Raw genomic sequence first — 23,994 nt, forward strand, 5'->3', positions numbered from 1 at the left:
TTTGCTCAGCCCGCGTTGGCTGAGCGAAGTCGAAGCCACAGTCCTATGATGCGGTTAATGAAGAGCCGATACCTTGGAAGAACGCCCATGATAGAAAGAAGTTGCTAATAAAAATAGCTAGTAAAGCAGTCACAACTGCGGTAGTTGTGGACTCACCCACACCCTTTGCACCACCTGTAGTCGTTAAACCCCATGTCGTCCCGATTACAGCTATCAACAAACCGAAAAAGCTCGATTTGAGTAAGGCCGCGATCAAATCCCAAGGCTTGAGTAAATCCTGCACAGAGTTAAGGAACATGGTCGAAGAAATACCATACATCGCATCTGAGAGAAATAAACCGCCAGCCATCCCTGTTAAAAAGCCCATAATCGTGAGGATTGGCAACATTAAAATACAGGCGATCGCGCGAGGGGTTGCCAAATAATCAATCGGATTTGTCCGCAACATATAGAGCGCATCAATTTGCTCAGTCACCTGCATTGTGCCAATTTCTGCGGCAAAGGCGGAGCCAACCCGTCCTGCAATAATCACAGCCGTCAACACAGGAATTAACTCACGGCTCAAAGCGATCGCTAAGATCCCACCGATCGCCTGTTGAGCACCAAAGTGAATAAATTCGCGGGCAACTTGAATTGTAAACACCGCGCCGACAAAGGAAGCCGTAATCAAAGTGATCAACAGAGATTCTGTACCAACTATGGACATTTGCTCGACTGTATTGCGCCAATGGAAACGTCGATATATCAAAATATGGGTGATGATTTGTCCAACTAGTAGACAACTTTGCCCCACTTTAACTAGCCAACTACCAAAATTGCCCATGCCCTAAAATTCCTGTTTGATTGTTTTCATCCTATAGCAAAATTAGAGTGGAGTGTAGGATGGACGGCGCGGTGCGCCGCCTATCCTACACTAGCAAAAGATTTAGAGATTATTGAAAGCTCCCAAAAATCTAAGAGATGAGAGACGGCTCTTAGCGCCGTCTCTCATCTAGGGAAATAGGTGCAATGTCCAGTTACAGGGTTGCTGAAGATCGCTAAACTTGCCAGTTAGCCAGTACCACAGAGCAAGACGAGTCCGAAAGAAACCAACCATCAAAAAAGAATTCTCAGGAACTGTTACGCCATACTTCTTACCGTCGGTAATTGTGGCATACCAATGCGTATCAGTACCTTTGACTACTAAGGCAGAACGATAGTAGATTTCTTGATATTGCAAAGGTAGCGCAAATATCGCGTAAACATTATGCTCACCCCGCCAAGGTTCCGCCACAATCTTAACAGGATGAAATTGTAGGCTAGTTGAGTTTCTGATTTCTGTCATCGTAGGACATAGAGAAGAATCTAGATTTGAGATCTCTGGACTTTTAGGCGAGGAAATTGTCATCAACATGAATACAGCGCCTATGCTTAAAGCTCCGATCGCCGCAACTAGAAATTTATTTGAGGCAATCAGCCCCTTTTCATGAACTTGTTTCATGGGCTAGCTGGATGGGCTTGATGTTATTGACAAGTCTCAAGGCGATTGATGCGAGCAACGATCGCATCGACATAGCTGTTCAATTCCCTCGGTCGTAAGTTGCTGTTATTAATCATGACACTGAAAATAACTTCAGGATAATGCTGAGGTTTAGCGTAACCCGATAAAGCGCTTACACCTGTTAATGTGCCAGTTTTAGCTTGCATAGCAATGGGATTAACTCTCCATCGGTTAGTTAAAGTACCATCCCCTGTGCCATCGCCATTTGATACTGGCAAAGAACTACGAAAAGTACGATCATCAGCCACATTATACAAAAGTTGGGCGATCGCTCTAGGGGTCGTCAAATTACGTCGCGATAGTCCAGAGCCATCTGCTAGCAAGACATTATGCGAGCCAATTTTGATGACATCTAAATATTCCTTGAGCGCATATATGCCACCGTTCACACCATTGAGGGAAACATATTCATAAACCCGATCGCCTAGTTTTTCTTGAAATAATTTGCTATAGAATTTCTCACCTACGGCTCTGAGTAATAGTTCGGCGTAGAGGTTATTGCTATCTTTATTGGTAGTTGTAATGAGCGCAGAGAGCGGTGGCGAGTAGGCGATCGCTAAGTCTTGGGTCGGTGGCAGTTTTTTGGGAATATTTGCGAATGGGTTGACTTTAATTCCTTGTGCGTCTAACTCTTTACTCAATAGGCGCACAAAATTAGCTTCAGGATCGGGAATTGCGACACCACCCTCCTCTGGCTCAGCCTTGTCAGAAATTGCGCCACTAATGATCAGTACTTTTTGACCGTAGGGACGGACAATGCTCAAAGCGTTATCAGGAAACATATACAGCATAGAGTCATCACTAGCTGTGTAGGATTTGTTCTCCACCAGCCAGTCTTTAGCCAATGCAGGATTTTCCCATTCAAAGATGGCAGGTTGACCAATTTTATTGGGACGGATTGACCAATTCAAGGCATTTTCATTAATCGTGAAGGGAGAAACCTTAGCGGCGTAATATTCTTGGAGATCTTTCCATTCCCAACTATCTACAAGTTCGTCACCCCTACGAATAGTTCTTGTCCAAATACCACCATTGATCTGCTTGACCCCTTTATCTTTGAGTTGGCTGACGAGGGATTTTAATCCTGTCTCTGAGTTAAAGCTGGGATCACCCGATCCCACTAGCCATAATCCATTTTCTAGAGTGCCTTGAGGATTGGGCAAATTGCTGGACATCAATTTGGTTGCAAAGCGGTGGTCTGCTCCCAAAACTTTTAAGGCGATCGCAGTGGTAAATAGTTTGGTATTAGAGGCAGGAATGAAATAGCGATCGCCATCAAGATTGGCTAATACTTGTGGTTTCGGCTCATTGGTTTGGACAAATACCCCCACTCGTGAAGACTGTAATTGAGGAGATTGGGCAACTTGGGACAATTCCTGTTGCAACTGGGCAGGACAAATGCGATCGGGATTGGCTTGGATAGGTAATGGCGCAATCAGAGGAATTGCAACTAGGGCGATCGCTGGAAATATAGAGCCTTGGAAATTACGCTTCATCAACTGACAAATAAAGCGTGAGGAAAGAGACTGAAGTTGCATTTAATGAACAAGGCAGAAAGAATATGTATAGATTTCAGATTAGCGATATTGTGCCTCAACATTACTAATCTATAGTCCATAGATAAATCATATGTTCTTGATCGCCAACTTTAACTTTTTCGGTTCTAGTTGCAGATAAATCTCCTAAACTGTATTGATAGGAAACAATTCGTGTTCCTGATTTTAATTTTGGTAAAATTTCTGATCGTATCCGCAGATTTGCTTGGGGAAGCAAATATAGCGTAATCACCGTTGCATCTCGTAAATCAGTTTTAAATAGATCCTGTTTGACAAATTTAATTTGAGAGCGAATCTGTGGAGTTTTGACGATCGCGGCTTTTGTCGCTCTCTCAGATTCTCGAATTAATTCAGGATCGATCTCTATACCGATCGCCTTTGCCCCAAATTTCTGCGCTGCCGCAATCACAATTCTGCCATCCCCACTACCAAGATCGTAAACCACATCCTGAGAATTCACCTTTGCCATTTCTAGCATCTTGATAACAACTCGCTCAGGAGTTTGCAAATAGGGCGCATCAGGAGTCCGCTCTGGATCAGAATTTTTGGGATCAATATTGGGAACTGATGGCAGGGGTTTACTCTCTAAGGGAGTTTTAGGCGCTTCACTATTCACCCAAATCTGGCAAGCAACTAAAGTTGATGCGGTAATTGCAGCAATTAAGATGAACCGAAATAGATTTGCCATGTTCATAAATTTGCCATAAGTAACTGGGCGAAACTACAACTCTGTAGTGCAAGCGCATGGTGCAATACAGGGTTTGTTCTAGATTTATCCAAATCCTAATTTTTGTAAAACTGCTGCCTGAGCCTCTGGTTGCTGACTATAGGCAAATCCCCAAGGAATATTGGCTGGCAAAATTTGCAGAAATGGATCGAGGGCATAGGGACTACCATAGACAACCATAGCTTCTAATTTTTCGCTTGCTAGGAGTGCATTCGCTAAGGTCTGTGTTTTAGCGTGCAGATTGGTGTTGCCACGAAATGGATTACCACGACTAAACATTTGGATAAATACATCAGTAAATTGCTTCAGTTGGAGATGCTCTATTGTCTGACCATCGGTGATAATTCTCTGGTAGCCACTATTCTTGGGGAATAACACCGCAGGCGATCGCGAGTTGAGAAATTCACCACAGGTGAGCGGATCATCGACAATGATCAGGTTGAGATAATTGGCTTTTGGGTTTGCAGTATCACCAGATTGCAAATGGGGAATTGCCGAATAGACGCTAATTGATTTGGTGGCAATCTCCTTAGCAATTGCCAGATTTTCAGGCTTACCCAGTTGCGTTAAATCCGTGGGTATCCCACATACTTTTTGTTTTGCTTGCCAAATTCTTTGCAATGATTGCTTAATGCGATCGCGACTAATTTCCCCAGATTCCACGGCGGCACATACAGCATGAATCGTAGCGATCGGATCGACGGGCATTAATAAAATATCTGCACCTGCCTTGACTGCCTGCACGGCGATCGCTTCAGGGCTATTTAAATTGGCAACTCCCGACATAATCAGCGCATCGGTGGTAATAATCCCCTCAAAGCCCAACTGGTCGCGCAAAATTTCTGTGAGGATATGCGGTGATAAAGTCGCAATATTTTGTGGATCTAGGTGTGGGGCGAAGATATGAGCGCTCATGATCGTATCTACGCCTGCGGCGATCGCATTGCTGAAGGGTAGAAATTCTAAATTCTCAAATCTTGAGCGATCGTGAGTCAATGTCGGGGTTTGTAAATGTGAATCTACAGCCGTGTCACCATGTCCGGGGAAATGCTTTGCGGTCGTCAATACGGGATATTGCTTTGCCCCTGCGATAAAGCCCCGCGTCGCCCCCATCACCTCGCCAACTGTAATTCCAAAGGAACGTACATTGATGACAGGATTTTGAGGGTTGTTATTGATATCCACAATCGGTGCTAGCACCCAATTTAGCCCGATCGCTAGAGCTTCTTCGGCAGTAACACGCCCCATTGCTTCGGCATAGTCAATACCGACATCTTGCAACGCCATCGGTGGTGGAAACCATGTCGCGCCACTAAACCTGTGTCCTACACCCTCTTCGATATCGGCTGCCATCAACAAAGGTACTTTTGCCCATGACTGCATTTGCTGTGTTTTGAGAGCAATTTCCGCCGCACTTCCACCCAGCAAAATTACGCCACCAACCCCATATTCACCAATGAGGGTTTGTAGTTGTTTACTTGTTAATTCCCACTGTGGATATTGAATCTGATGGTCGTACAGCATTCCGCAGGTGCGAACAACCAACATTTGCGAGACTTGCTCAACGAGGCTCAACGTATCAATATCAGGCAAGTGGATTGGCATAGTTAACTAAAAAATAAACAACAATATAGCGCTTCAGGTTTGTTTCCCCGCCTTCGGCGGGGAAACATGAAAACACTATATGCGGCAATAAGCACCGCGCATCCCTAAAACTCTAGCGCAAAATCTTTGCGTGTCATCGGTTGTGGTACTTCTAAACCTTCGCCGCCGATATATTTTAAAGCTTTACCTTCAACGGATAAATAAACCTTTGCCTCAGGTTCTAAGCTAGTTGCTGTGTAAAGCACCTGAATAATCCTGCCCTGCATCGAAGCAGAGCCGCCACCCTTGGTAAAGTCCTTGGATAGGTCAATCCGAATTTCTTTGCCTTTAGCCTGTACCTTTAGAACTTTTGTATTGGCGGGAATGGCACTATAAAGGCTCGATTCCGATGGTTTCTCAGATATCAAAGTATTTAAACCAGAAGCGATCGCTTCGTCATTACTTTTGGCTTTGATGGCGATCGGGACAGCCTTTAATTTATTTTTGCTAGATTCAATCCAATAAACAGCTAATTCACCATCTACGGCTCGCTGTGCAGGTGGGGACTGGCTAATTTGATTTACTGACGCAGGAGCAGATATCTGAGGATTGGGTTGGTTAGGTTGATTAAAATGACTATTGAGCAATACTGCCGTTGCCGAACCACCAACTAGCGCTGCTCCAACTAGCCCTAACCAAGTACCTTTACTTAAAACTGGCATTTTCATAATTTAGCTCCTCAACGCTGTTGATTAAGTTTGCTGCGATCGATGGGACTATGTGACGCAAACAAACGCGAATTAGCTCCTTAATCTATCTTAATTCTAACTGATGTGATGAAACCCTCACCCCCCAGATCCCTCTCCCATTAAGAGAGAAGGGGAGTAAAGCTAATTTTTTGTTCCCTTCTCCCCTTTTGGGAGAGGGGATAGGGGTGAGGGTCTTACCAACTTCCGCACAAATTCTTTAACTTTAGATAGATCTTTGTCTCCTGCGGAACGTTCTACCCCACTTGATACGTCTAAACCACTTGGGCATACTAGCGCGATCGCTTGTTCGACATTTTCTGGAGATAGCCCTCCCGCTAGCCACCAGTCACAATGGGGACGGAAATCGCGCAACATTTGCCAATCGATAGTTTTGCCAGTGCCTCCCGCCATTTGTGGATCGTAGGCATCGAGTAAAATCACATCAACCACATCACTATACCGTTGAGCTTGCTCTAAGCCTGCTTGATCTTTGACTCGAAGGGCTTTGATGAGTTTAATGTTTGAGTTGATATTTGGTTGCAGTTGATCGAGATGCGATCGCACCTCATGACAAAACTCTGGTGATTCATCGCCATGTAGTTGTACGCCATTAAGTCCCCCTTGCTCTACGGTTTGACAAATTTCCTCGGCGCTAGCGTTGAGAAATACCCCGATCAAATCAATCGTAGGATAATCAGGTATTAGGCTAGTTGTAATCTGGGCGATCGCGGAGGTAGTGATATATCGTGGTGATGACGAGACACATATAAAACCAATTGCGTTAACTCCCATTTGGGCGATCGCCTGAGCCTGATCGATTTTCGTAAGTCCGCAAATTTTGATATACATACAAGCACAATATTTCATGACAAAGTACTCATCCTATCCAAATTCCATGCAGTCCTCTCAGAATTTAGTCTCAAAGTTTATGACGAAATTTTCTACTGGTTCGGCGGTGGTGATGGCGATCGCGATTGCCTGTTGCACACCGACCATGCCCGTCCGTGCGGCGCTCTTTGATGGGCCAGTTGATCGCTTACCTGCGATCGAGCGTGATTCTTTGCGTAATGGACAAACGGTAGTTACAGGTGAGAAAGGAAAATATGTAGCAAAGGTACTAGTCACGGCTTCCCCTGATGCGGTTTGGCGGGTTTTGACTGACTATGCCAATCTCTCTAAATTTATCCCGAATATGACCTCTAGCAAAGTCCTTGAGAGCTATGGCAATCGCAAGGTGATTGAACAGGTAGATACGCGTCAAGTCTTTATTGTTTCTATCGTTTCTCGCACCAAGCTTGCTATTGAGGAAACTGATCGCAAGCAGATTGATTTCCATCTCATTGATGGTGATCTATCGAAAATGGAAGGCTATTGGAAAATGGAACCTGTATCTTCCGTTCCCAATCGTCCCGCCAATCAGGTTTTGATTACTTACACTGTGAATGCTCAGCCGAGTGATTCGACTCCTGCGGATGCTTTTTATGGCATTTTTAAGGATGCGTTGAATGATACTTTGCAGGCAATCAAAAACGAAATCAAAAGCAGAGGCTAGTGATCCTATAACAACTCACTGTCAGTCTCTCGCCCTCATAGCTGTAGAATCTTTCGCAACCCATCGGCGATCGCTTGGACGGGGGTAAGTAATTTCGCAGCTTTGCTAACAACTTTGATGATTTTGTCAATTACTGTGCCAATCATGTCGTGATCTTCTTTGTTGTTAGCAAACTTGCCAATCGTATCGATATATTGCAAAGCTTTTGTCTTGTCTTCTTCTGTCAATTCCGTAGATTCGCTAATTGCTTTTTGTAAGTCAGTCAGGAGATCGGCAAGTTTTGGTGCTTCGGGGGTGTCGCTGTCACGGAGTTGTTGAATCGTGACGGTGACAGTGCCGCTAATATCTCCACCTGCAACGGTTACGCCTGTCATGTTGCCATCAGATTTTAGAGAAATATTTTGATTTTTGTCAGACACTTGATTTTTCTCTCCTTGAACTTGTTGAACAATAATTTTATCGTTAGATTTAGTTGCTTGGGTTTTGGCAATTTCTTTGAAACCTGCATTTGCATCTTTCAAATCGGCAATACGTTCATCCTTTTCAGCATTGAGAACTTTTAAAGTTTTGACTTCACCTTCTAAAAATGTGAGTTTTCGGTTTAAATCCCTGATGAGTTGATTGTCTTCTGGATGAAGTCGCTTGTAAATGTCGTAGGATTCCGAAAAGTCAGCATGGAGTTTGCCTTTGTCTGCATCAGGGCTTACATCGTAGCTTCTTTTGAGAGCGTCTTTATTTTGACCAATAAATTTAGTTTGGTTGATGGATAGTTGTACTTCAGGATTTTTGATTACCATTTGCTGCATGGCATATTGAAAAGCGCTGAAGTTGATTTCATTTTTAAATAGAAAATCGAGTGTATTGGTAAACTCTCCAACTAAAAGCGCAAAGTCACCTTCAGCAAAATCACCACTCGCGGGTTTACGTTCCTTTCCTGCTTCATCGATATAAACGTGTGTGCAAATAACATTCTCAAATTTGGTTTCAGGATTAATTCCCCAATTAAATATCCTTGCGCCTGTGAGAGTTGCACCTGTGAAGTCAGTTCCTAATGCTTGTGAGTTGCTGAGGTCAGCATTGATCAGTTTTGCACCACGCAGATCAGCACCATTTAAATTGGCATTGTGGAGAATGGCATCGACTAAATCGACATTTTGTAAATATGCCTTATGGAAGTTAGCCGATGCATAATTTACTGCTCTTCCGCTCTCAGGTTTCTTGCATAAATTTCGTACTTTAGTATCTTCAATATTTTTTGGTAATTTGCATCTAAAGAATTTAGCTCCTTGCCAGTTAATTAAATCACAATTTGTATCTGTGAAGTCGGTAAATTGTAATTCCGCATTGGCAAAATTTGCACCAGTAAGATCTGCACCATTAAAGTAGGTACTTATTGAACTTTTCAACGTTTCTAGTAATTCTTTGGACACAGGCAGCGTAATAATGATAAAGACCAAACTGGCAGTAATGCATAAAATTCCCCATCTAACATTGCCAGTGAGAAAAGACTTATATGCTTGAACTATAATTACAACTACAATTCCAAGTAGACTGACAATAGCAAGTGTAATTTTAAACATTAATGGGTCTACTCTCACAATTCCAGCACCACCAGTCACTCTAGCTATAAATGCAGTTAAAAATGATACGAGACTGACCACAATTCCACTTGCAACTGCACCTAAAAATCCACCTAAAACTGAACCTAAGATTGAAACCAAAGCATCATCTACAATTACACCCAAAAGAAATCCCAAAGATGCCCCTGATCCTATAACTACAAACATAAATGTAAATGCAACTGTAACCTCTATTAAATAGATGAATTGCTGATTACTCTGACCAGTTTTAACACCTGTAAAATTTGCCCCAGTTAGTATAGCCTCTCGAAAATCACAACCTCGCAGATCTGCACCTGTAAAATCTGCACCTGCTAAGTCTTCTCGTCCATTAAAGGATTGATGACGCAAGTCTTGACCGACAAAGGATAGAGTCATGAAGTTTGGGTTAACCGACTGAAGTTAAAGATCTCTATTTGCAAGAATTGAGATTTTAATAAATATATCAGGATTCTTTTATCAAAAAAATGAAAGATTTCTGTAGAGGCAAAGCATTCCCGTCATAATTTACCAATTTACAGACAACCTCACATCGGGAATGCTCTGCCCTAAACCTCCAACATTCGCACCACAAATTCTCAACCGCAAATCAATGCAACACACTTTATTTTTGTCTTGGCGAAAGCAATTTATTCGGAACAATTTCTATCCAGCTATATAGCAATTTTAAATATTTACTAGAGGCTTCGACTTCGCTCAGCCATCGGTGAGAGGTGGCTGAGCGAAGTCGAAGCCCTAACTCTTAAATGTCAACTTCAGCAATTAAGTAGCAATAGCATGATATTTTAGCTTGAGATGCTTATCAATTAACTCTTAAAAAGTCCAAAAAAATCATGCTGCTTGAAGTTGACAACTTGACTGTTCGCTATGGCGAAGCAACGCCTGCGGTCGATCGCGTGACTTTTCATTTGCAAGCAGGTGAAGCGCTGGGATTAATTGGTGAAAGCGGCTGTGGTAAATCGACCATCGGGCGATCGCTAATCAAGCTATTACCCAAATATGCCAATGTCGAGGGGACGATTTGCGTCGATGGGGAAGAAATTGCGGAGAAAAAAGATGGAACATGGCGCGGTGAAAAGGTCGGCTTAATTTTCCAAGATCCGATGACAAGGCTCGATCCCTTGATGAGCATCGAAGATCATGGGTTAGAAGTATTGTCTTCCCACTATCCTAAACTTTCATCGCAGTCGGCAAAACAGCGCATACATGATGCCCTACGCTCGGTTCGCATCGATCCTAGTCGCGCTAAGCAATATCCCCACGAATTTAGCGGCGGGATGCGGCAGAGAGTAGCGATCGCTTTATCACTATTGCTAAATCCCGTTTTATTAATTGCCGATGAGCCAACTACGAGCCTCGATGTCACCGTTGCTACTGATATTCTCAAGGAGCTAACAGTACTTCGCAAAACGCGATCGATGGGCTTATTGTTAGTTACCCATGACCTCGGTATGGTTGCCGAATATTGCGATCGCATTGCCGTAATGTATAACGGGAATATTGTGGAAACTGGCTATGTGGAGCAGATCTTCCGCGATCCGCAGCATCCCTACACCCAGAGTTTGCTAGCTTCAGTTCTCCATTTCAATCCAGAAGCATTAACTATCAGAACAGATGAATCTGAATCTCAAGATCAAGATACTGGGGAGGAAATTAATCAAAATATTGCAGATGATGTTCCCGTAGCTTCCGATGTCAATATTCTAGAAGACAGTCAAGAACAGACTAATGCTCAAGGGAATAGTCAAGAATTTGCGATGATTGAGAAGTCAGTGACTTCTGTAAAAGCAGCTCCCAGAGTGATTCTCCATGTCAATCGCCTACAAAAGCATTATGTTACGGGGGGCAATCCGTTAACGCGCTTTGTTGATCCTTCTAATGGTTTAGTCAAAGCAGTTGATGGCATTGATTTAGAAATAATGTCAGGAGAAACCTTTGGGATTATTGGCGAAAGTGGCTCTGGCAAAAGTACAACGGGTCGAGCAATTTTGCAATTAATCAAACCCGATCGCGGTAGTTCTGTGCGATTTAATGGGGTGGAGTTAACCAAACTCAAGGGTGAACAATTGCGCCAAATGCGATCGCAAATGCAAATGATCTTCCAAGATCCTCGCGCTTGCTTTAGCCCCTATATGACCGTTTTTAACAGCGTTGCCGATCCTTTAATAATTCATAACTTTGCCCCCAATCTCGAAGCGGCTAAGGATAAGGTCTATGCAATTCTCGAAAAAGTCGGACTTAATTCTGATCTTGCTGATCGCTATCCTTCGGACTTATCGGGTGGTCAATTGCAACGGGTAGCGATCGCCCGCGCCTTGATTACGCATCCCAAATTTATTATTTGCGATGAGCCTGTGAGTATGCTCGATGCGTCGATTCAGAGCCAAGTTTTGCAATTAATGCGCGATCTCAAACAGGAATTTAAGCTAACTTATATTTTCATTACCCACGATCTCGCCGTGGCTCAATTTTTCTGCGATCGCATTGCGGTGATGCGTAAGGGTAAAATTGTAGAGCAGGGCAGTACTGAGGCAGTGTTGACCAATCCCCAACATGAATACACCAAGTCTTTAATCGCTTCGATTCCACGCATTCCCTATGTCAATAATTAATCTAGGAAAAGATACTTCGTATCTTTTCCTAGTGACTATAAATCATTAACCGCGACAATGCCCGATTTCCCTCCCGATTTTTTACCGCAAAATTTTCTTGATTCCCACTTTCTCAATCCCGATCGCTCTAATCTTGAAGACATCCGTAAGTTGGGCTATGCCTTTGTCGATCTCATTGTTGATTCGGTTCTAGATACACAAAATCAAGCCTTCGTTCAGGATGAATCCTCTTTTAAAATCAATATTCCTGAACATGGCGATAAACTTGCAGACTTGTTAGCCGAAGTGCGATCGCAGGTTTTGCCTCGTACTGTCAATTTCCAAAATCCTCGCTACATGGGACATATGGACAGTGTACCTACTGCGATTACGATTTGGGCAGATGCGCTCATCTCGGCTATTAACAACAATATGCTCAGTTATGAACTCGCTCCCGTATTTACAGAAATGGAAGCACAACTGATGCAATGGTTTGGGAATCTCTTTGGAATGGGAACTGATTGTTTCGGTACATTGACCGCAGGGGGAAGTCTCGCCAATATTTCGGGACTATTATTAGCGAGAAACTGGAAACAACCACAGAGCAAGACTGTAGGCGAGGCGAATAATTTAGTTGCCTTTGTCTCCGATGCTGCTCATACTTCCTTTGAGAAGGCGATGAATGTAATCGGTGTTGGCAAAGAGAACTTAGTACGAGTTCTCACCAATGATCGGGGTGAAATTATTCTCGAAGAATTAGAACTGGAAATCCAAAAAGCAATTAGACAAGGGAAACAACCTTTTTTTGTAGCAGCGATCGCAGGAACGACAGTCACAGGCGCAGTCGATGCGATTCAAGCCGTGGGAGAAATCGCTAAACGTTATGACTGCTGGTTTCATATCGATGCAGCCTACGGTGGCGCAGGGATTTTTTCGCCGAAATTACAACCGCTATTCCAAGGCTGTGAACTTGCGGACTCGATCACCTTTAATCCGCAAAAATGGCTATGGGTAGCGCGAACCTGTGCCATGCTCATCGTCAAAGATAAGCAGCATCTTGTCGATGGCTTTGATGGCGAACTTCCCTATATGGATGATCGCACTCTCAATTTTGGAAACCTTAACCTACAGGGAACGCGCCGTACCGATAGCCTGAAGCTATGGATGGCACTGAAGGCGATGGGAATTTCAGGTTGTCGCTATCTCGTCGAGCGATCGCTAGATCTCTCCGATAACTTGAGACAATGGGTAGAAGCATCACCCGAATTAGAACTAGTCTGTGAACCAACTCTAAATATTATCTGTTTGAAATCTAATAATCCAAACCTTAGTAGTACCTTCCTGCGTCAACAATGGATCGATGCAGGGAAATTATGGCTATCTTTACCACTCTGGAAAGGCGATCGCATTCTCAAAGCCGTCGTTTTACATCCCTATGCAGGTTAGCCCTTGTCTTTGATTTGTTGAAAGTGTTGCTTTGCAACACTTTCAACAAAAATTATTTTGGAATGACTCACTATAATTTAAAGTTAATAAATAGCTGGGACAGTCCAAAACAAAGCCTAAGCTAGCAATAATTCATCAATTTGAGATATGTCATGCTCTGCCCGTTTTGTCAGCATACCGATAGCCGTGTTTTAGAATCTCGTTCGGCAGAGGCAGGCAGTAGTATTCGGCGCAGGCGGGAATGTCTCAGTTGTCAGCGTCGCTTTACTACCTACGAGCGCATCGAATTTGTACCCATTACCGTGTTAAAACGTGATGGTGTGAGTGAGTCCTTCGATCGCTCTAAATTATTGCGAGGCATGATCCGCGCCTGTGAGAAAACTGGGGTATCACAGACCACCCTCGAATCGATCATCGATGAAATTGAAGCACAACTACAAACACGCGATCGGCATCAAGTGTCTAGTGTCGAAATTGGCGAAATGGTTTTGCAATATTTGCAAGATATTAACGAAGTTGCCTATGTACGTTTTGCCTCAGTCTATCGACAGTTTCGTGGAGTACGAGATTTTGCTGAGGCTTTAAATCACTTTGATGCAAAGTAGGATCTAAAATTTAGATGATTGGTGATTATTCACCAAAAGCATATTTATCCGACAACCTTTTAGGAACAAAATTTGGAGAATGCCTAACCATCGTTAAGTGGCTGACCGTAATTAAATATAAAATAAAACCTAAAAACCTATGATGTAAGCTCTGTGTGCGCTATGAGTTTTTGATCTGAGTTTGAATAAAGTTTCAGTGATGACGAGAGCAGTCCTCGCACTATATAAGCTTTTTGTCAATTCTAAAATGTATCTAACTAAGCACATTAGAGACAACCTAACAAAAATTTGTAAAGAAAAGTTGAAATTTCTTATTTACCCTAGCTATAATAGCTATGTTTTGTAATCCCGATCGCATTTCAGGGTCTAAATTAGGAGGTATTGATTTGGCAAGGAGACGTAAGCGCAAGAGTAGACGTCGCCAAGAAGGGCGCAAAATCCTAGAACATATTCCTCAATTTAGTATCGATAGCGGTGAAGATAAGCCTGTGACGGCTGCACGTAAGTACATTCATACACATGGCATTCTTCCTCCAGCACTGTTGCTTGTAAGACGCAACGAGCATACAACAGATCGATACTTCTGGGCAGAAAAAGGACTATTTGGAGCACAGTATGTTGAAGAAAATCACTTCTTGTTCCCTAGTCTAAAACCGCCTGAAGAAAGAGAAGTTGCACTTGCTGTATCTCGATAAATTTTGATCAAATAATCAGAAATATAAAAAAGCCTCACTACTAACTTGTGTTGCTTTTCTAACAGATTTTACCTGTTTAACTTTTTTATTCCATCTTCCAGAGGTGACATATTACCTCTGGAATTTTTGTTTGGAAATTTTTATTTTCAGCGCGTTGCGCTGAATTAAAACCAAATACAAATAGCGGCGCTTCGCGTCGCTATTTGAAAGAAAGGCAATAAAAACAATAAAAAAAGAGCGAATCAAGATTCGCTCTTTTTTTATTTATTGAATTATTTGTCAAAATTAGTATTTTTTCAATATCAAACATAAAGGAAATCAGAAAGCTACAATTAAGCACCTACAACTTCGTTAGTAGCCGCCTTTTTCCATCCTCTAGGTAACTTAAGATCGTCGGGGTCAACGTAATGACAGGCATAGTCATCCAAGCAAATCAACGCCCAACCATTGCCATCAATGTTAATCAGCTTGTAAGAAGCTTCTAAAACAAAAAAGCCCTTGTGGTTGCGGGTGTCAGGCTTGACTCTAACATTTTCTAAAATCATGGGACTAACTTCCTTTTCAATACAAAGATTTACAACTATCGGCTAAAAAATTTAACAACTTTATTAGTTGCTTATATTTAGGTAGCCTAACACTCTTGACAAAAAACCTGTGTTAAGTTTTTCTGACAAAGTACGGATAGTTATGAAGTTATATGAGTTTAGGTAAAGTTATATACAGAACTCAATCAATTAAGTTTAATAAATATTAAAGATAGAGAAAATTTACAACTTGTACTTTAGTTAAGTACCCAATCTCTAACCTTTTCAAGGGCTTTCCAATTTGGGCGACGACGTAGACCTTCTTCAAAATTCTCAACAATCTCTGGCTTAATATCTTTGAGAAGCATTAGCCAATTTTGGGCTGCCTCGACTTGCTCGCGCACACCTTTTTGAGATAACTCCAACATAGCGATCGCAAGGTTAATGCGTCCTTGAGGATCTTCGGGGGCAAGTTTGACTGCTTTTTGAGCAGCTTTGACAGCAAGCTTGGCGTTATTGTCTAGTAGATATAACCAAGACAAACAGATCCAACCGCTTGCAACTTTGGGCTGGCGATCGCACACTTTTTCAAACACAGGAATTAAGGTCGCCGCAGATTCACCTTGTTTGTAGCGTTCTAAACCTTGAGTGAATAAATCTTCCGCAACTTCTGTACTCATTTAGTGAATCACAACTCCAAAGCCATATTTTTTGCCTTAGTGATATTAGCATAAAGCTTACACACAACTCATTGGATTTGGCTAAAAGCTTTTAGCTATTAGCCTTTAGCTTAACGATTTTTGATGGCGCAGCTTTGCTGCGCCATCAAAAATCTGGCTCTTTATTTATTAAATTACAGAATTCTCTTGACTGCGTAAGTCCTAATAAATTTGGGCAAGATAGTAAGCAGGGATTAACTAGTTGTGATGCAAAATCAGGGTAAGAAGACAAGAGGAATATGAGAGTGAGTAGCGATCGCAAACCAACCGAAAAACGTTCTAACAAACGTGACCTTCGGGCAGGTCATCATTTCCAACAGTGGCATATAGTGGAAATGAACTGGTTGCGAACCCTATTACTAATCTTGAGTGATATTTTCGGGCTAGGAATAGCTTGGAAAGTTTCATTAGATTTTAATCAAGCTTTTTCGCCTTTACCACCTGAATTAAATTGGGGAGAATTTGCAGGTTTAACGGGTTTGTTTTGGGCATTTGCGGCAGTAATTGTGACAGGTTTTGCCTATTACAATTTCTATAAAAGTGAGTCCCAGTGGCGCAATTACGTCAAACAGGCGCAATTTATTAGTAGTGTTTACCTATCATCATTAGTAGTTTGTTACTTTTATGATCCTAAAGTGGATGCACCGCGATCGCTATTTTTGCCTGCATGGTTAGGTAGCGTTGTCATGATTATTGGCTTGCGGTTGCTCTTGACGTTGATATTTGACCAATTTCCGATCGCTAGAACTCATACACCCGTTTTTATCATTGCCCCTAGCGATCGCCTTTCCTATTTAGCAAATATTGTCGAAAAGCGTACAGGCTATAGAGTTGTCGGGGTGCTAGCTTCTTCACTAGCCAATTCTTCCCACTCCATTCAAGCAATTATGAGTTCGGGTGCAAAGGAAGTAATTGCCGAAGGGCTGCCTGAAACCCAACTAGCTTCTCAATTGTATTGGCAACTTCGTAATGCGGGAATTGGACTAAGGCTTGTTCCATCCAGTTTGATGTTGCTGCATCGACGTGGTAATCCTGAAATTTTTGCCTCCATGCCGATGATTCGGATTGAGCCATCATTACTAGCAAATTGGGAATATATCTTTAAGCGGTGCTTAGATTTTGTGGCGGCTTTGATTGGGCTAATTGCACTGTCGCCTGTATTTGTGGCGATCGCGATCGCGATCAAGGCTAGCTCGAAGGGAAGTGTTTTTTATACCCAAGAGCGAATTGGCTTACAGGGACATGTGTTTCGCATGTGGAAATTTCGCAGTATGTTCATGGATGCCGATCGCCGCCAAGCGGAATTAGAGCACCTCAACAAAAGCTCTGATGGAGTCATGTTCAAGATCGAACGCGATCCCCGTATTATTCCCGTTGGACATTTTTTACGCTGTACCAGTCTAGATGAGCTTCCCCAATTATTTAATGTATTACTGGGACAAATGAGCCTTGTTGGCCCTCGACCTTTGCCGATACGGGATGTGGCAAAATTTTCCAGTTGGCATCATACGCGCCATTTGGTCATACCAGGGATTACGGGGCTATGGCAAATTTCAGGGCGATCGGATTTAGATACAATTGATGATGTTGCTAAGTTAGATCTTTTTTATATAGATCGCTGGTCACTAAACTTCGATCTAGAAATTCTTGTAGAAACCGTTAGACTCGTTCTATTTGGCAAAGGTGCATATTAATTACCCCTGATATTCAGCCCACTTTGTTTTTCTGTTGAGTTTTTGAAAGCGTTGCTTTACAACGCTTTCAAAAGAGGATGTATAGAGATTACGATGATAGAGTTTGTTGAATGATTTTCGCTAGTTGCTTGAGTTTAATTGGTTTGCTGAGGTACTCATTTGCCCCTGCTTCTAGACATCTTTCGCGATCGCCTGTCATTGCCAAAGCTGTCACAGCAATAATTGGCAAATCCTGAAACTCACTAGCCCTTAGCCTTTTAATGGCTTCTAGTCCATCGATCACGGGCATTTGGATATCCATCACGACCAAATTTGGATGGGCTGATTGCACCAGATTGATCGCCTCCTGTCCATCTTTAGCAACCATAATCCGATATCCCTTAGCTTCCAAATAGCTGCATATTGTCATCACATTCATCTCATTATCATCTGCGATCAGAATTAGCGGTGCTCCTTGGATTTGACTAGGATCAGATGCTGTTGCGTCGGGACTATTGGAGGGGCTACGTTTGACGGATGAAATCATAGTGTCTGGGCAAGGTAAATCAATCATAAAGCTACTACCGACACCAACTTCGCTAGTCACCTGTACTTTGCCTCCATGCATTTCCACAATCCGTTTAACTAAAGATAGTCCTAAGCCTGTACCTGCATATTTACGATTCAGAGAGCTATCAACTTGGACAAAGGGTTGAAACAATTTCTGTAAATTATCATCGCTAATGCCAATCCCATTATCGATCACCGCAAAGCGGAGCCATTGCTGAGGCTCATTATTACTGTTAGGAGTAGGTTCTACGGTTACTTTGAGCGTGATACAGCCTTCTTCGGGGGTAAATTTCATCGCATTGTTTAGCAAGTTAATAAGAACTTGGCGAATGCGTCGTTCATCAATGAGCAAATCGGGAAGTAATGGAGGAATCTCTTCCTTGAGTTGTAGATTTTTTTGGGCTGCCTGCTGTCGGATGAAGAGCATACTAGACTGGCAGAGGATTTCAATATTTGCGGGTGCAAATTCTAATGAGACTTTTCCTGATTCAATTTTGGCAAGATCGAGAATATCATTAATTAATTCCAATAAATGGTTGCCGCTACGCTCGATGATTTTTAACATCTTCTGCCCCCTGTTCGAGATTTCCCCAAAAACTCCATCCAGTAAACTTTCAGTTAGTCCGAGAATGGCATTGAGTGGCGTGCGTAGTTCATGGCTCATACTTGTCAAGAATTCATCTTTTAGGCGAGTAACCTTCATCAATTCTTGATTAGTTTGCTGCAATTTTTCTTCATATTCTTTCCGTTCGCGAATATCAAATAGGGTGGAACGACTGTAAACATAATTGCCATCACTGTCATACACTGAGGTCGCGCTCAGTGATACAGGAAGTAGATTGCCATTTTTACCAACTAGTTCGTATTCAATATCACTGACCCACCCTCTTTGTTTAAATATTGGATAATTATGGCGAAAGATTTGAATACTTGATTCAGAAAGAAAATCTTGAAAGCGTCTACCAATTAGCTCTTCGCGGCTATAGCCTAGCCATTTAAGTTCTGTGTCATTAACTTGGACATAACAGCCGTTGCGATCTAGAGAATGGTAACCACAGGGGGCATTGTTATAAAGATCTTCGATTTCATGGGCATAGTTGGTCAGACTGATTTCTGCTTGTTTGCGAATCGTAATATCAAATCGAATTGCGAGATACTTTACAGGTCGTCCCTGTCCATCTAAAAAGGGCACAATTGTGCTTTCCATCCAATACAAGTTACCTTGCTTAGTCTGATTACAGATTTCACCACGCCAGACTTTACCCTTAACAATAGTGCGCCACATATTCTGAAAGAATTCAGGTGGATGGTAGTCAGACTTGACAATACGATGGGTTTGTCCGATTAGTTCATCACGGGAATATCCAGATATCTCACAGAATTGATCGTTGACATAGGTCATCACTCCTTGGGCGTTGGTGATCGCCACGATCGCAGATTGATCTAAGCCGAGCTTAAATGCAGATAGCTCTTGCAGCAGTTGTTGTCGTTCTTGTTCGGCAAGTTTGCGATCGCTAATATCTTTGGCAACACCTAAAAAACCTGTGATTTTTTGATTGGCATCCTTGAGGGAGGTAATGGAGAGCAAGACGGGAAAACGTGAGCCATCTTTGCGAATATAAGTCCATTCTTCTTCACAAACGATATCCCGCCGAGCCTTAGCAACAAACACCTCAAAACCTAAAGGAATCTCTTCTCCTAGCTCCTCAGAGAGGATAGGCGCACGCTGGATGACCTCTTGTAAATCATGAAAAGCTTCAGGGGTAGATTTGCCAATTAATTCCTTGGCACTATAGCCGAGCATCCTTTCGGCGGCAGTGTTAAAGGCTTGAATGTAACCTTGGGTATCTGTCGCAATAATTGAATAATCTGCACTGTTGAGAATAGTTTGTTGGAGATGATTAACTTGCCATAACTCATTAGTACGTTCTGCGACCTTAGCTTCTAATTCTTGATTAAGCCTTTGGAGCTTTTGCTCATTTTCTTCCCTTTCCCGTAATAATTCTTGTAACTGTGCTTCTGTTTTTTGCCTTTGGCTCGATTCCTCTTGCAGTTCAGCAACACATATGTCCATAATCTCTTGGAGATTTAAAGAATCGAGAATGCGGTTAGCAATTTGAGTGACTAACTTGTTCATCCTTTTGTCCGTTTTTGCTGATAATTTAGACGCTAATAACTAGAAGCTAAATAGCGATTAATACTATTGTTGGGGCTAATACATATAGCCTATGGAAGCTGAGAAATTTTTGAAAGCATGGCAAAGCCGCACTATCAAGAATTTCTCTGGTTTTTAATTCAGCACAACGCGCTGTATATTTGAACAACATAGCGTTTCCCCCCATTTTGTAAGCACATAATTTTTTAATTATTCGCTTACAAAACACACACAATAACTGATATTTAATTTGCTTTATTTTCTCATAAGTATTGACTTGGATTGACCGATGATTAGCAACACTTAATCTAGCGAATATATCTGGCATCGAGGGGAGGGCGATCGCGCTTTTCTCGGTTAGGTTTGGCTGATTTTAAATTTTTGCGATCGTTATAGGGGACAGTATCAGGATCATCATCTTCCTCTTCCTCCTCCTCATACAGATCCTCATCTTCTAGTTCATCCTCGTCATATTCTTCGTCATCGTAAAGTTCATCGTCTTCAAAAGATTGTTCATCCTGTTGTTGAGCTTTATCTTGAGGATAACTATTAGGAGAAGTCGTCGATTTGACCTGCTCTTTTTTAGGTTCTTTGTCATAACCTGACGCGACTATCGCTCGACGGATCATGATATTTTGTCGCCAAGAGGCGATCGCATTACAGACAAAAGCAATTAAGCCGCCAGTCACAAAAGCGATTAACATTGCCATACTTAGAGGAATGGGGAGAGTCTTTTGTCCTAAAAAGAAAACCTGCACTACAGGCTGTAAATTTTGGATCATAATTGCGGCTATGAGGGTAATCCCAATGCCTAAGATGATAAGTTGCATAATTGGGAACGCGACTGCATCTTTTTTGGTAGAGTTTTGGGCTTGAGATTTGGGAGCAAATGGCGATCGCGTCATGGTTGTTACTCTCTTTCGACAATATTTGCGGTTTATTTATATTGATGGGCGGTGCTTTGCACCGCCCATCAATTACTCTCTATTTATGGGCTGTTTGCCTTGCCAACGCTGGATTAAATCGGAATCAATATCTAATTGATCAAGTGCTCTAGCAATTACAAAGTCTACTAAATCCTCGATAGTTTGAGGATTGTGATACCACGCAGGAATTGCGGGGACGATCCTTGCACCTGCCTCCGCTAAGGTGGTGAGATTTCGCAAATGGATTAAGCTTAAAGGGGTTTCACGCGGCACGAGTACAAGGCGGCGACCTTCCTTTAAATGCACATCAGCAGCGCGTTCTAATAAATCGGAACTCAAACCATGGGCAATTTTGGCTACCGTTGCCATGCTACAAGGGATAATTAACATTCCCAATGTCCGAAATGAGCCACTGGCAATTGTTGCCCCCACATCTGCCCATTGATGACAAACAAGCTTACCCGATTGACTCTCAGCATGATCGCGCCAAAATTGTTCCTGCGATCGCAAGTTACTTGGCATCGCAATATTATTTTCCGATTGCCATACCATCATCGCCGCCTTAGATGCCACCAGATCGACATTGTAATCATTACTCAGTAAAAATTTGAGCGATCGCACAGCATAGATCATGCCTGATGCCCCAGATACTCCTAATACGATAGCCCTTTGATTTTGCATTCAGTCTTTATGTAATATTCAGTTAATTAGGTAGGCACAATTAAATATAAAACCCAAAGAAGCTGATTTGACCGCGAAGCAGGCGAATCAGCTTCTTTGGGTTTTGGCTTTTAAGTAACTCAGCGTAGTTATCAACAATATTAAGGGACATGCAGGGAAATAAGGAACCGATTTTTTGTGGCGCGGCGAAGCCGCGCCACAAAAAATCGGTTCCTTGTTAATGAGAACCACTCCCTAATATGATTAATTAAGCACAGTAGCTCAATCATATCTCTGTTTGTTAAGCTTAAAATCATAGAAATTCTCTGGAGCTTGGTAGATAACTATTATGCTATTAGGTACAACATTAAGGAATCGCTACAGAATTCTACAAGTACTAGGAAGTGGGGGCTTTGGGGATACTTACTTGGCTGAAGACATAGATTTACCAGGACATCCGAAGTGTGTTGTGAAGCAACTTAAGCCCAAGGATACTAGTCCACAGGTGTTGCCGATCGCTAAAAGTCTCTTTGAACGCGAAGCTGATTATCTCTACAAATTAGGTAATTCCCATTCTCAAATCCCTACATTATTTGCTCACTTTGAAGAAAATGGGGAATTCTTTTTAGTTCAAGAATTTGTGGATGGCTATAGCTTAGCCCAAGAAATTCCCATCGGTCGCAAACTATCGGAAAGTGACGCGATTACCTTATTGGTGGATATTCTCGAAGTACTTGCCTTTGTCCATCAGCATAATGTCATCCATCGTGATATTAAACTGGCTAACCTCATGCGTCGTCGTCAAGATGGCAAAATTGTCCTCATCGATTTTGGCGCAGTAAAGGATGTGGGCGCATTAGGAACCGATCCCCAAGGCAATACTAGTGTTACCGTTAGTATTGGTTCCCCAGGATATATGCCCAGTGAACAAGCAAGGGGGAAGCCTCGATTAAGTAGTGATGTCTATGCGGTGGGGATGATTGGTATTCAAGCCTTGACGGGCATTGCCCCAGACAGCTTACAGGAAGATCCGAATACTGGTGAAATTTTGTGGCGCGATCGCGCACAGGTCAGTCCTGAATTTGCCGCAATATTGCAAAAAATGGTGGCTTATCATTTTAACCAGCGCTATGAATCTGCGAGTGAAGCACTGCACGCCATGCGATCGCTGTCAGCCACTAACATCAACTTCATCAATACAGCCAATATTCCTGTCGTGAATATTGCTCCCACTGAAGCCATTACCCATCCTCCCTATCCATCATCAGGAGGAGCCGTACCACCCACCACTGCCCCCAATTCTGCTAATGGCGCAACTGCACCTATTCCTGCTCAAACCACTCCCCAAACTCCTAGAACAGATGCTCATCCAACTATTTCTGCACCTAGTCAATCTTCTAATTCTGTTAATCCAATTTTATGGATCGCTCTCATTGGCTTGACCTCAGTTTTTGCCGCGATCGCCACAGCGATGATCTTGCCCAAAATCACCAATCGTCAAGCAGACAGTAGTTCTAACAATTCTAATAATAGTTCTAAACCTGAAACCTCAACTACAACAACTGCTTCCATTTCTCCCACTGCCTCTCCCACCACTTCTCCAAGTAATACTCCTAGTGAATCCCCAAAATCTTCCCCAAGCACAGAAACCCCTAAACCAACAGCAACTCAAAGTGTTACCCCTAAACCTGAAACTCCTACCCCCATAGTCACTCAGACGGTAGTCCCCACAGCACCTCCTGACATGACAGGAACTGTTAGTTATGGTGCGATCGCCTTTTCATCCATCACTCAAGATAAAGGATATTCATGGAATTACTCTAACCAAAAAGCGGCTGAAGCTAGGGCTTTAAGCGAATGTGAAAGTGTTTCCAATGCGACAGATTGTCGAGTTCTAGTCTGGACAAGAAACGCCTGTATGTCTATTGCTGAAGGTTCTAACGGTGCAGCAGGCTCAGCTTGGTCAGTAAAATCCACTGAAGCGGAAAACCTAGCTAAGAAAGTTTGCAGAGATTATCAAGGCGTGAATTGTCAAGTCACACGCACAATTTGCTTACCAGTCCGTCAATAGTAAAATTTTTGTTTACAAATGAGTGCATACTC

General features: G+C 42.5%; 20 protein-coding genes. 7 read left to right on the forward strand and 13 right to left on the reverse strand.

Features of this window, described 5'->3' with window-relative positions; translation table 11 throughout:
* Positions 1–43 precede the first annotated feature (43 nt).
* From HC246_RS00820 to HC246_RS00850, 7 genes are all read right to left on the reverse strand, one after another.
* Complete coding sequence (locus HC246_RS00820; protein WP_169361735.1) at positions 44–823, reverse strand: MlaE family lipid ABC transporter permease subunit; 780 nt, start codon at positions 821–823, stop codon at positions 44–46.
* Positions 824–991: 168 nt separating this feature from the next.
* Positions 992–1,480: a hypothetical protein gene (locus tag HC246_RS00825; RefSeq protein WP_169361736.1), complete on the reverse strand. Its 489-nt coding sequence runs from the start codon at positions 1,478–1,480 to the stop codon at positions 992–994.
* Between the two features lie 23 nt (positions 1,481–1,503).
* Positions 1,504–3,078, reverse strand: a complete 1,575-nt coding sequence (gene dacB / locus HC246_RS00830; protein WP_169361737.1) for a D-alanyl-D-alanine carboxypeptidase/D-alanyl-D-alanine endopeptidase — start codon at positions 3,076–3,078, stop codon at positions 1,504–1,506.
* A 64-nt stretch (positions 3,079–3,142) separates the two neighbouring features.
* A complete protein-coding gene (locus HC246_RS00835) occupies positions 3,143–3,790 on the reverse strand; it encodes a methyltransferase domain-containing protein (RefSeq protein WP_169361738.1) in 648 nt (215 codons plus the stop codon).
* Between the two features lie 78 nt (positions 3,791–3,868).
* Complete coding sequence (locus HC246_RS00840) at positions 3,869–5,428, reverse strand: glycoside hydrolase family 3 N-terminal domain-containing protein (protein ID WP_169361739.1); 1,560 nt, start codon at positions 5,426–5,428, stop codon at positions 3,869–3,871.
* A gap of 104 nt (positions 5,429–5,532) precedes the next feature.
* Positions 5,533–6,135 carry a GerMN domain-containing protein gene (locus tag HC246_RS00845; protein ID WP_169361740.1) on the reverse strand — a complete coding sequence of 201 codons (603 nt, stop codon included), beginning with the start codon at positions 6,133–6,135 and terminating at the stop codon, positions 5,533–5,535.
* A 162-nt stretch (positions 6,136–6,297) separates the two neighbouring features.
* A complete protein-coding gene (locus HC246_RS00850; protein WP_225902887.1) occupies positions 6,298–7,023 on the reverse strand; it encodes a phosphoribosylanthranilate isomerase in 726 nt (241 codons plus the stop codon).
* Positions 7,024–7,084: 61 nt separating this feature from the next.
* Here HC246_RS00850 and HC246_RS00855 point away from each other — a divergent pair, with 61 nt between their 5' ends.
* Entirely contained in the window at positions 7,085–7,708 is a 624-nt protein-coding gene (locus HC246_RS00855) for an SRPBCC family protein (RefSeq protein WP_225902888.1), read from the forward strand.
* Between the two features lie 35 nt (positions 7,709–7,743).
* On the opposite strand, the gene HC246_RS00860 is transcribed toward HC246_RS00855, so the two are convergent.
* Positions 7,744–9,705: a pentapeptide repeat-containing protein gene (locus HC246_RS00860; protein WP_169361742.1), complete on the reverse strand. Its 1,962-nt coding sequence runs from the start codon at positions 9,703–9,705 to the stop codon at positions 7,744–7,746.
* 455 nt (positions 9,706–10,160) lie between these two features.
* Between HC246_RS00860 and HC246_RS00865 the strand changes: the two genes are divergently transcribed.
* From HC246_RS00865 to HC246_RS00880, 4 genes are all read left to right on the forward strand, one after another.
* On the forward strand, positions 10,161–11,939 hold the full coding sequence (locus tag HC246_RS00865; RefSeq protein ID WP_169361743.1) for an ABC transporter ATP-binding protein: 1,779 nt from the start codon (positions 10,161–10,163) through the stop codon (positions 11,937–11,939).
* A 57-nt stretch (positions 11,940–11,996) separates the two neighbouring features.
* Positions 11,997–13,364: a pyridoxal phosphate-dependent decarboxylase family protein gene (locus HC246_RS00870; RefSeq protein ID WP_169361744.1), complete on the forward strand. Its 1,368-nt coding sequence runs from the start codon at positions 11,997–11,999 to the stop codon at positions 13,362–13,364.
* A gap of 152 nt (positions 13,365–13,516) precedes the next feature.
* Entirely contained in the window at positions 13,517–13,969 is a 453-nt protein-coding gene (gene nrdR / locus HC246_RS00875; protein ID WP_126386392.1) for a transcriptional regulator NrdR, read from the forward strand.
* Between the two features lie 386 nt (positions 13,970–14,355).
* Positions 14,356–14,664, forward strand: coding sequence for a DUF3155 domain-containing protein (locus HC246_RS00880; protein ID WP_126390166.1), 309 nt, complete (start codon positions 14,356–14,358; stop codon positions 14,662–14,664).
* Between the two features lie 332 nt (positions 14,665–14,996).
* On the opposite strand, the gene HC246_RS00885 is transcribed toward HC246_RS00880, so the two are convergent.
* Both HC246_RS00885 and HC246_RS00890 read right to left on the reverse strand, forming a co-directional pair.
* Complete coding sequence (locus HC246_RS00885; RefSeq protein WP_169361745.1) at positions 14,997–15,209, reverse strand: hypothetical protein; 213 nt, start codon at positions 15,207–15,209, stop codon at positions 14,997–14,999.
* A gap of 236 nt (positions 15,210–15,445) precedes the next feature.
* Complete coding sequence (locus HC246_RS00890) at positions 15,446–15,868, reverse strand: tetratricopeptide repeat protein (RefSeq protein WP_169361746.1); 423 nt, start codon at positions 15,866–15,868, stop codon at positions 15,446–15,448.
* 278 nt (positions 15,869–16,146) lie between these two features.
* On the opposite strand from HC246_RS00890, the gene HC246_RS00895 reads away from it, so the two are divergent.
* Entirely contained in the window at positions 16,147–17,601 is a 1,455-nt protein-coding gene (locus HC246_RS00895; RefSeq protein ID WP_169361747.1) for a sugar transferase, read from the forward strand.
* A gap of 88 nt (positions 17,602–17,689) precedes the next feature.
* On the opposite strand, the gene HC246_RS00900 is transcribed toward HC246_RS00895, so the two are convergent.
* The 3 genes from HC246_RS00900 to HC246_RS00910 all read right to left on the reverse strand — a co-directional run bounded on the left by HC246_RS00900 (position 17,690) and on the right by HC246_RS00910 (position 21,912).
* A complete protein-coding gene (locus tag HC246_RS00900) occupies positions 17,690–20,287 on the reverse strand; it encodes a hybrid sensor histidine kinase/response regulator (protein ID WP_169361748.1) in 2,598 nt (865 codons plus the stop codon).
* A gap of 326 nt (positions 20,288–20,613) precedes the next feature.
* Positions 20,614–21,210 (reverse strand): LapA family protein, encoded by a 597-nt coding sequence (locus HC246_RS00905; RefSeq protein WP_169361749.1) that lies wholly within the window; start codon positions 21,208–21,210, stop codon positions 20,614–20,616.
* A gap of 72 nt (positions 21,211–21,282) precedes the next feature.
* Positions 21,283–21,912, reverse strand: a complete 630-nt coding sequence (locus tag HC246_RS00910) for a flavin prenyltransferase UbiX (protein ID WP_169361750.1) — start codon at positions 21,910–21,912, stop codon at positions 21,283–21,285.
* A 328-nt stretch (positions 21,913–22,240) separates the two neighbouring features.
* Between HC246_RS00910 and HC246_RS25385 the strand changes: the two genes are divergently transcribed.
* Positions 22,241–23,962 carry a protein kinase domain-containing protein gene (locus HC246_RS25385; protein WP_211167589.1) on the forward strand — a complete coding sequence of 574 codons (1,722 nt, stop codon included), beginning with the start codon at positions 22,241–22,243 and terminating at the stop codon, positions 23,960–23,962.
* Positions 23,963–23,994: the final 32 nt, after the last annotated feature.

It is taken from the genome of Pseudanabaena yagii GIHE-NHR1 (assembly GCF_012863495.1).
Classification (GTDB): domain Bacteria; phylum Cyanobacteriota; class Cyanobacteriia; order Pseudanabaenales; family Pseudanabaenaceae; genus Pseudanabaena; species Pseudanabaena yagii.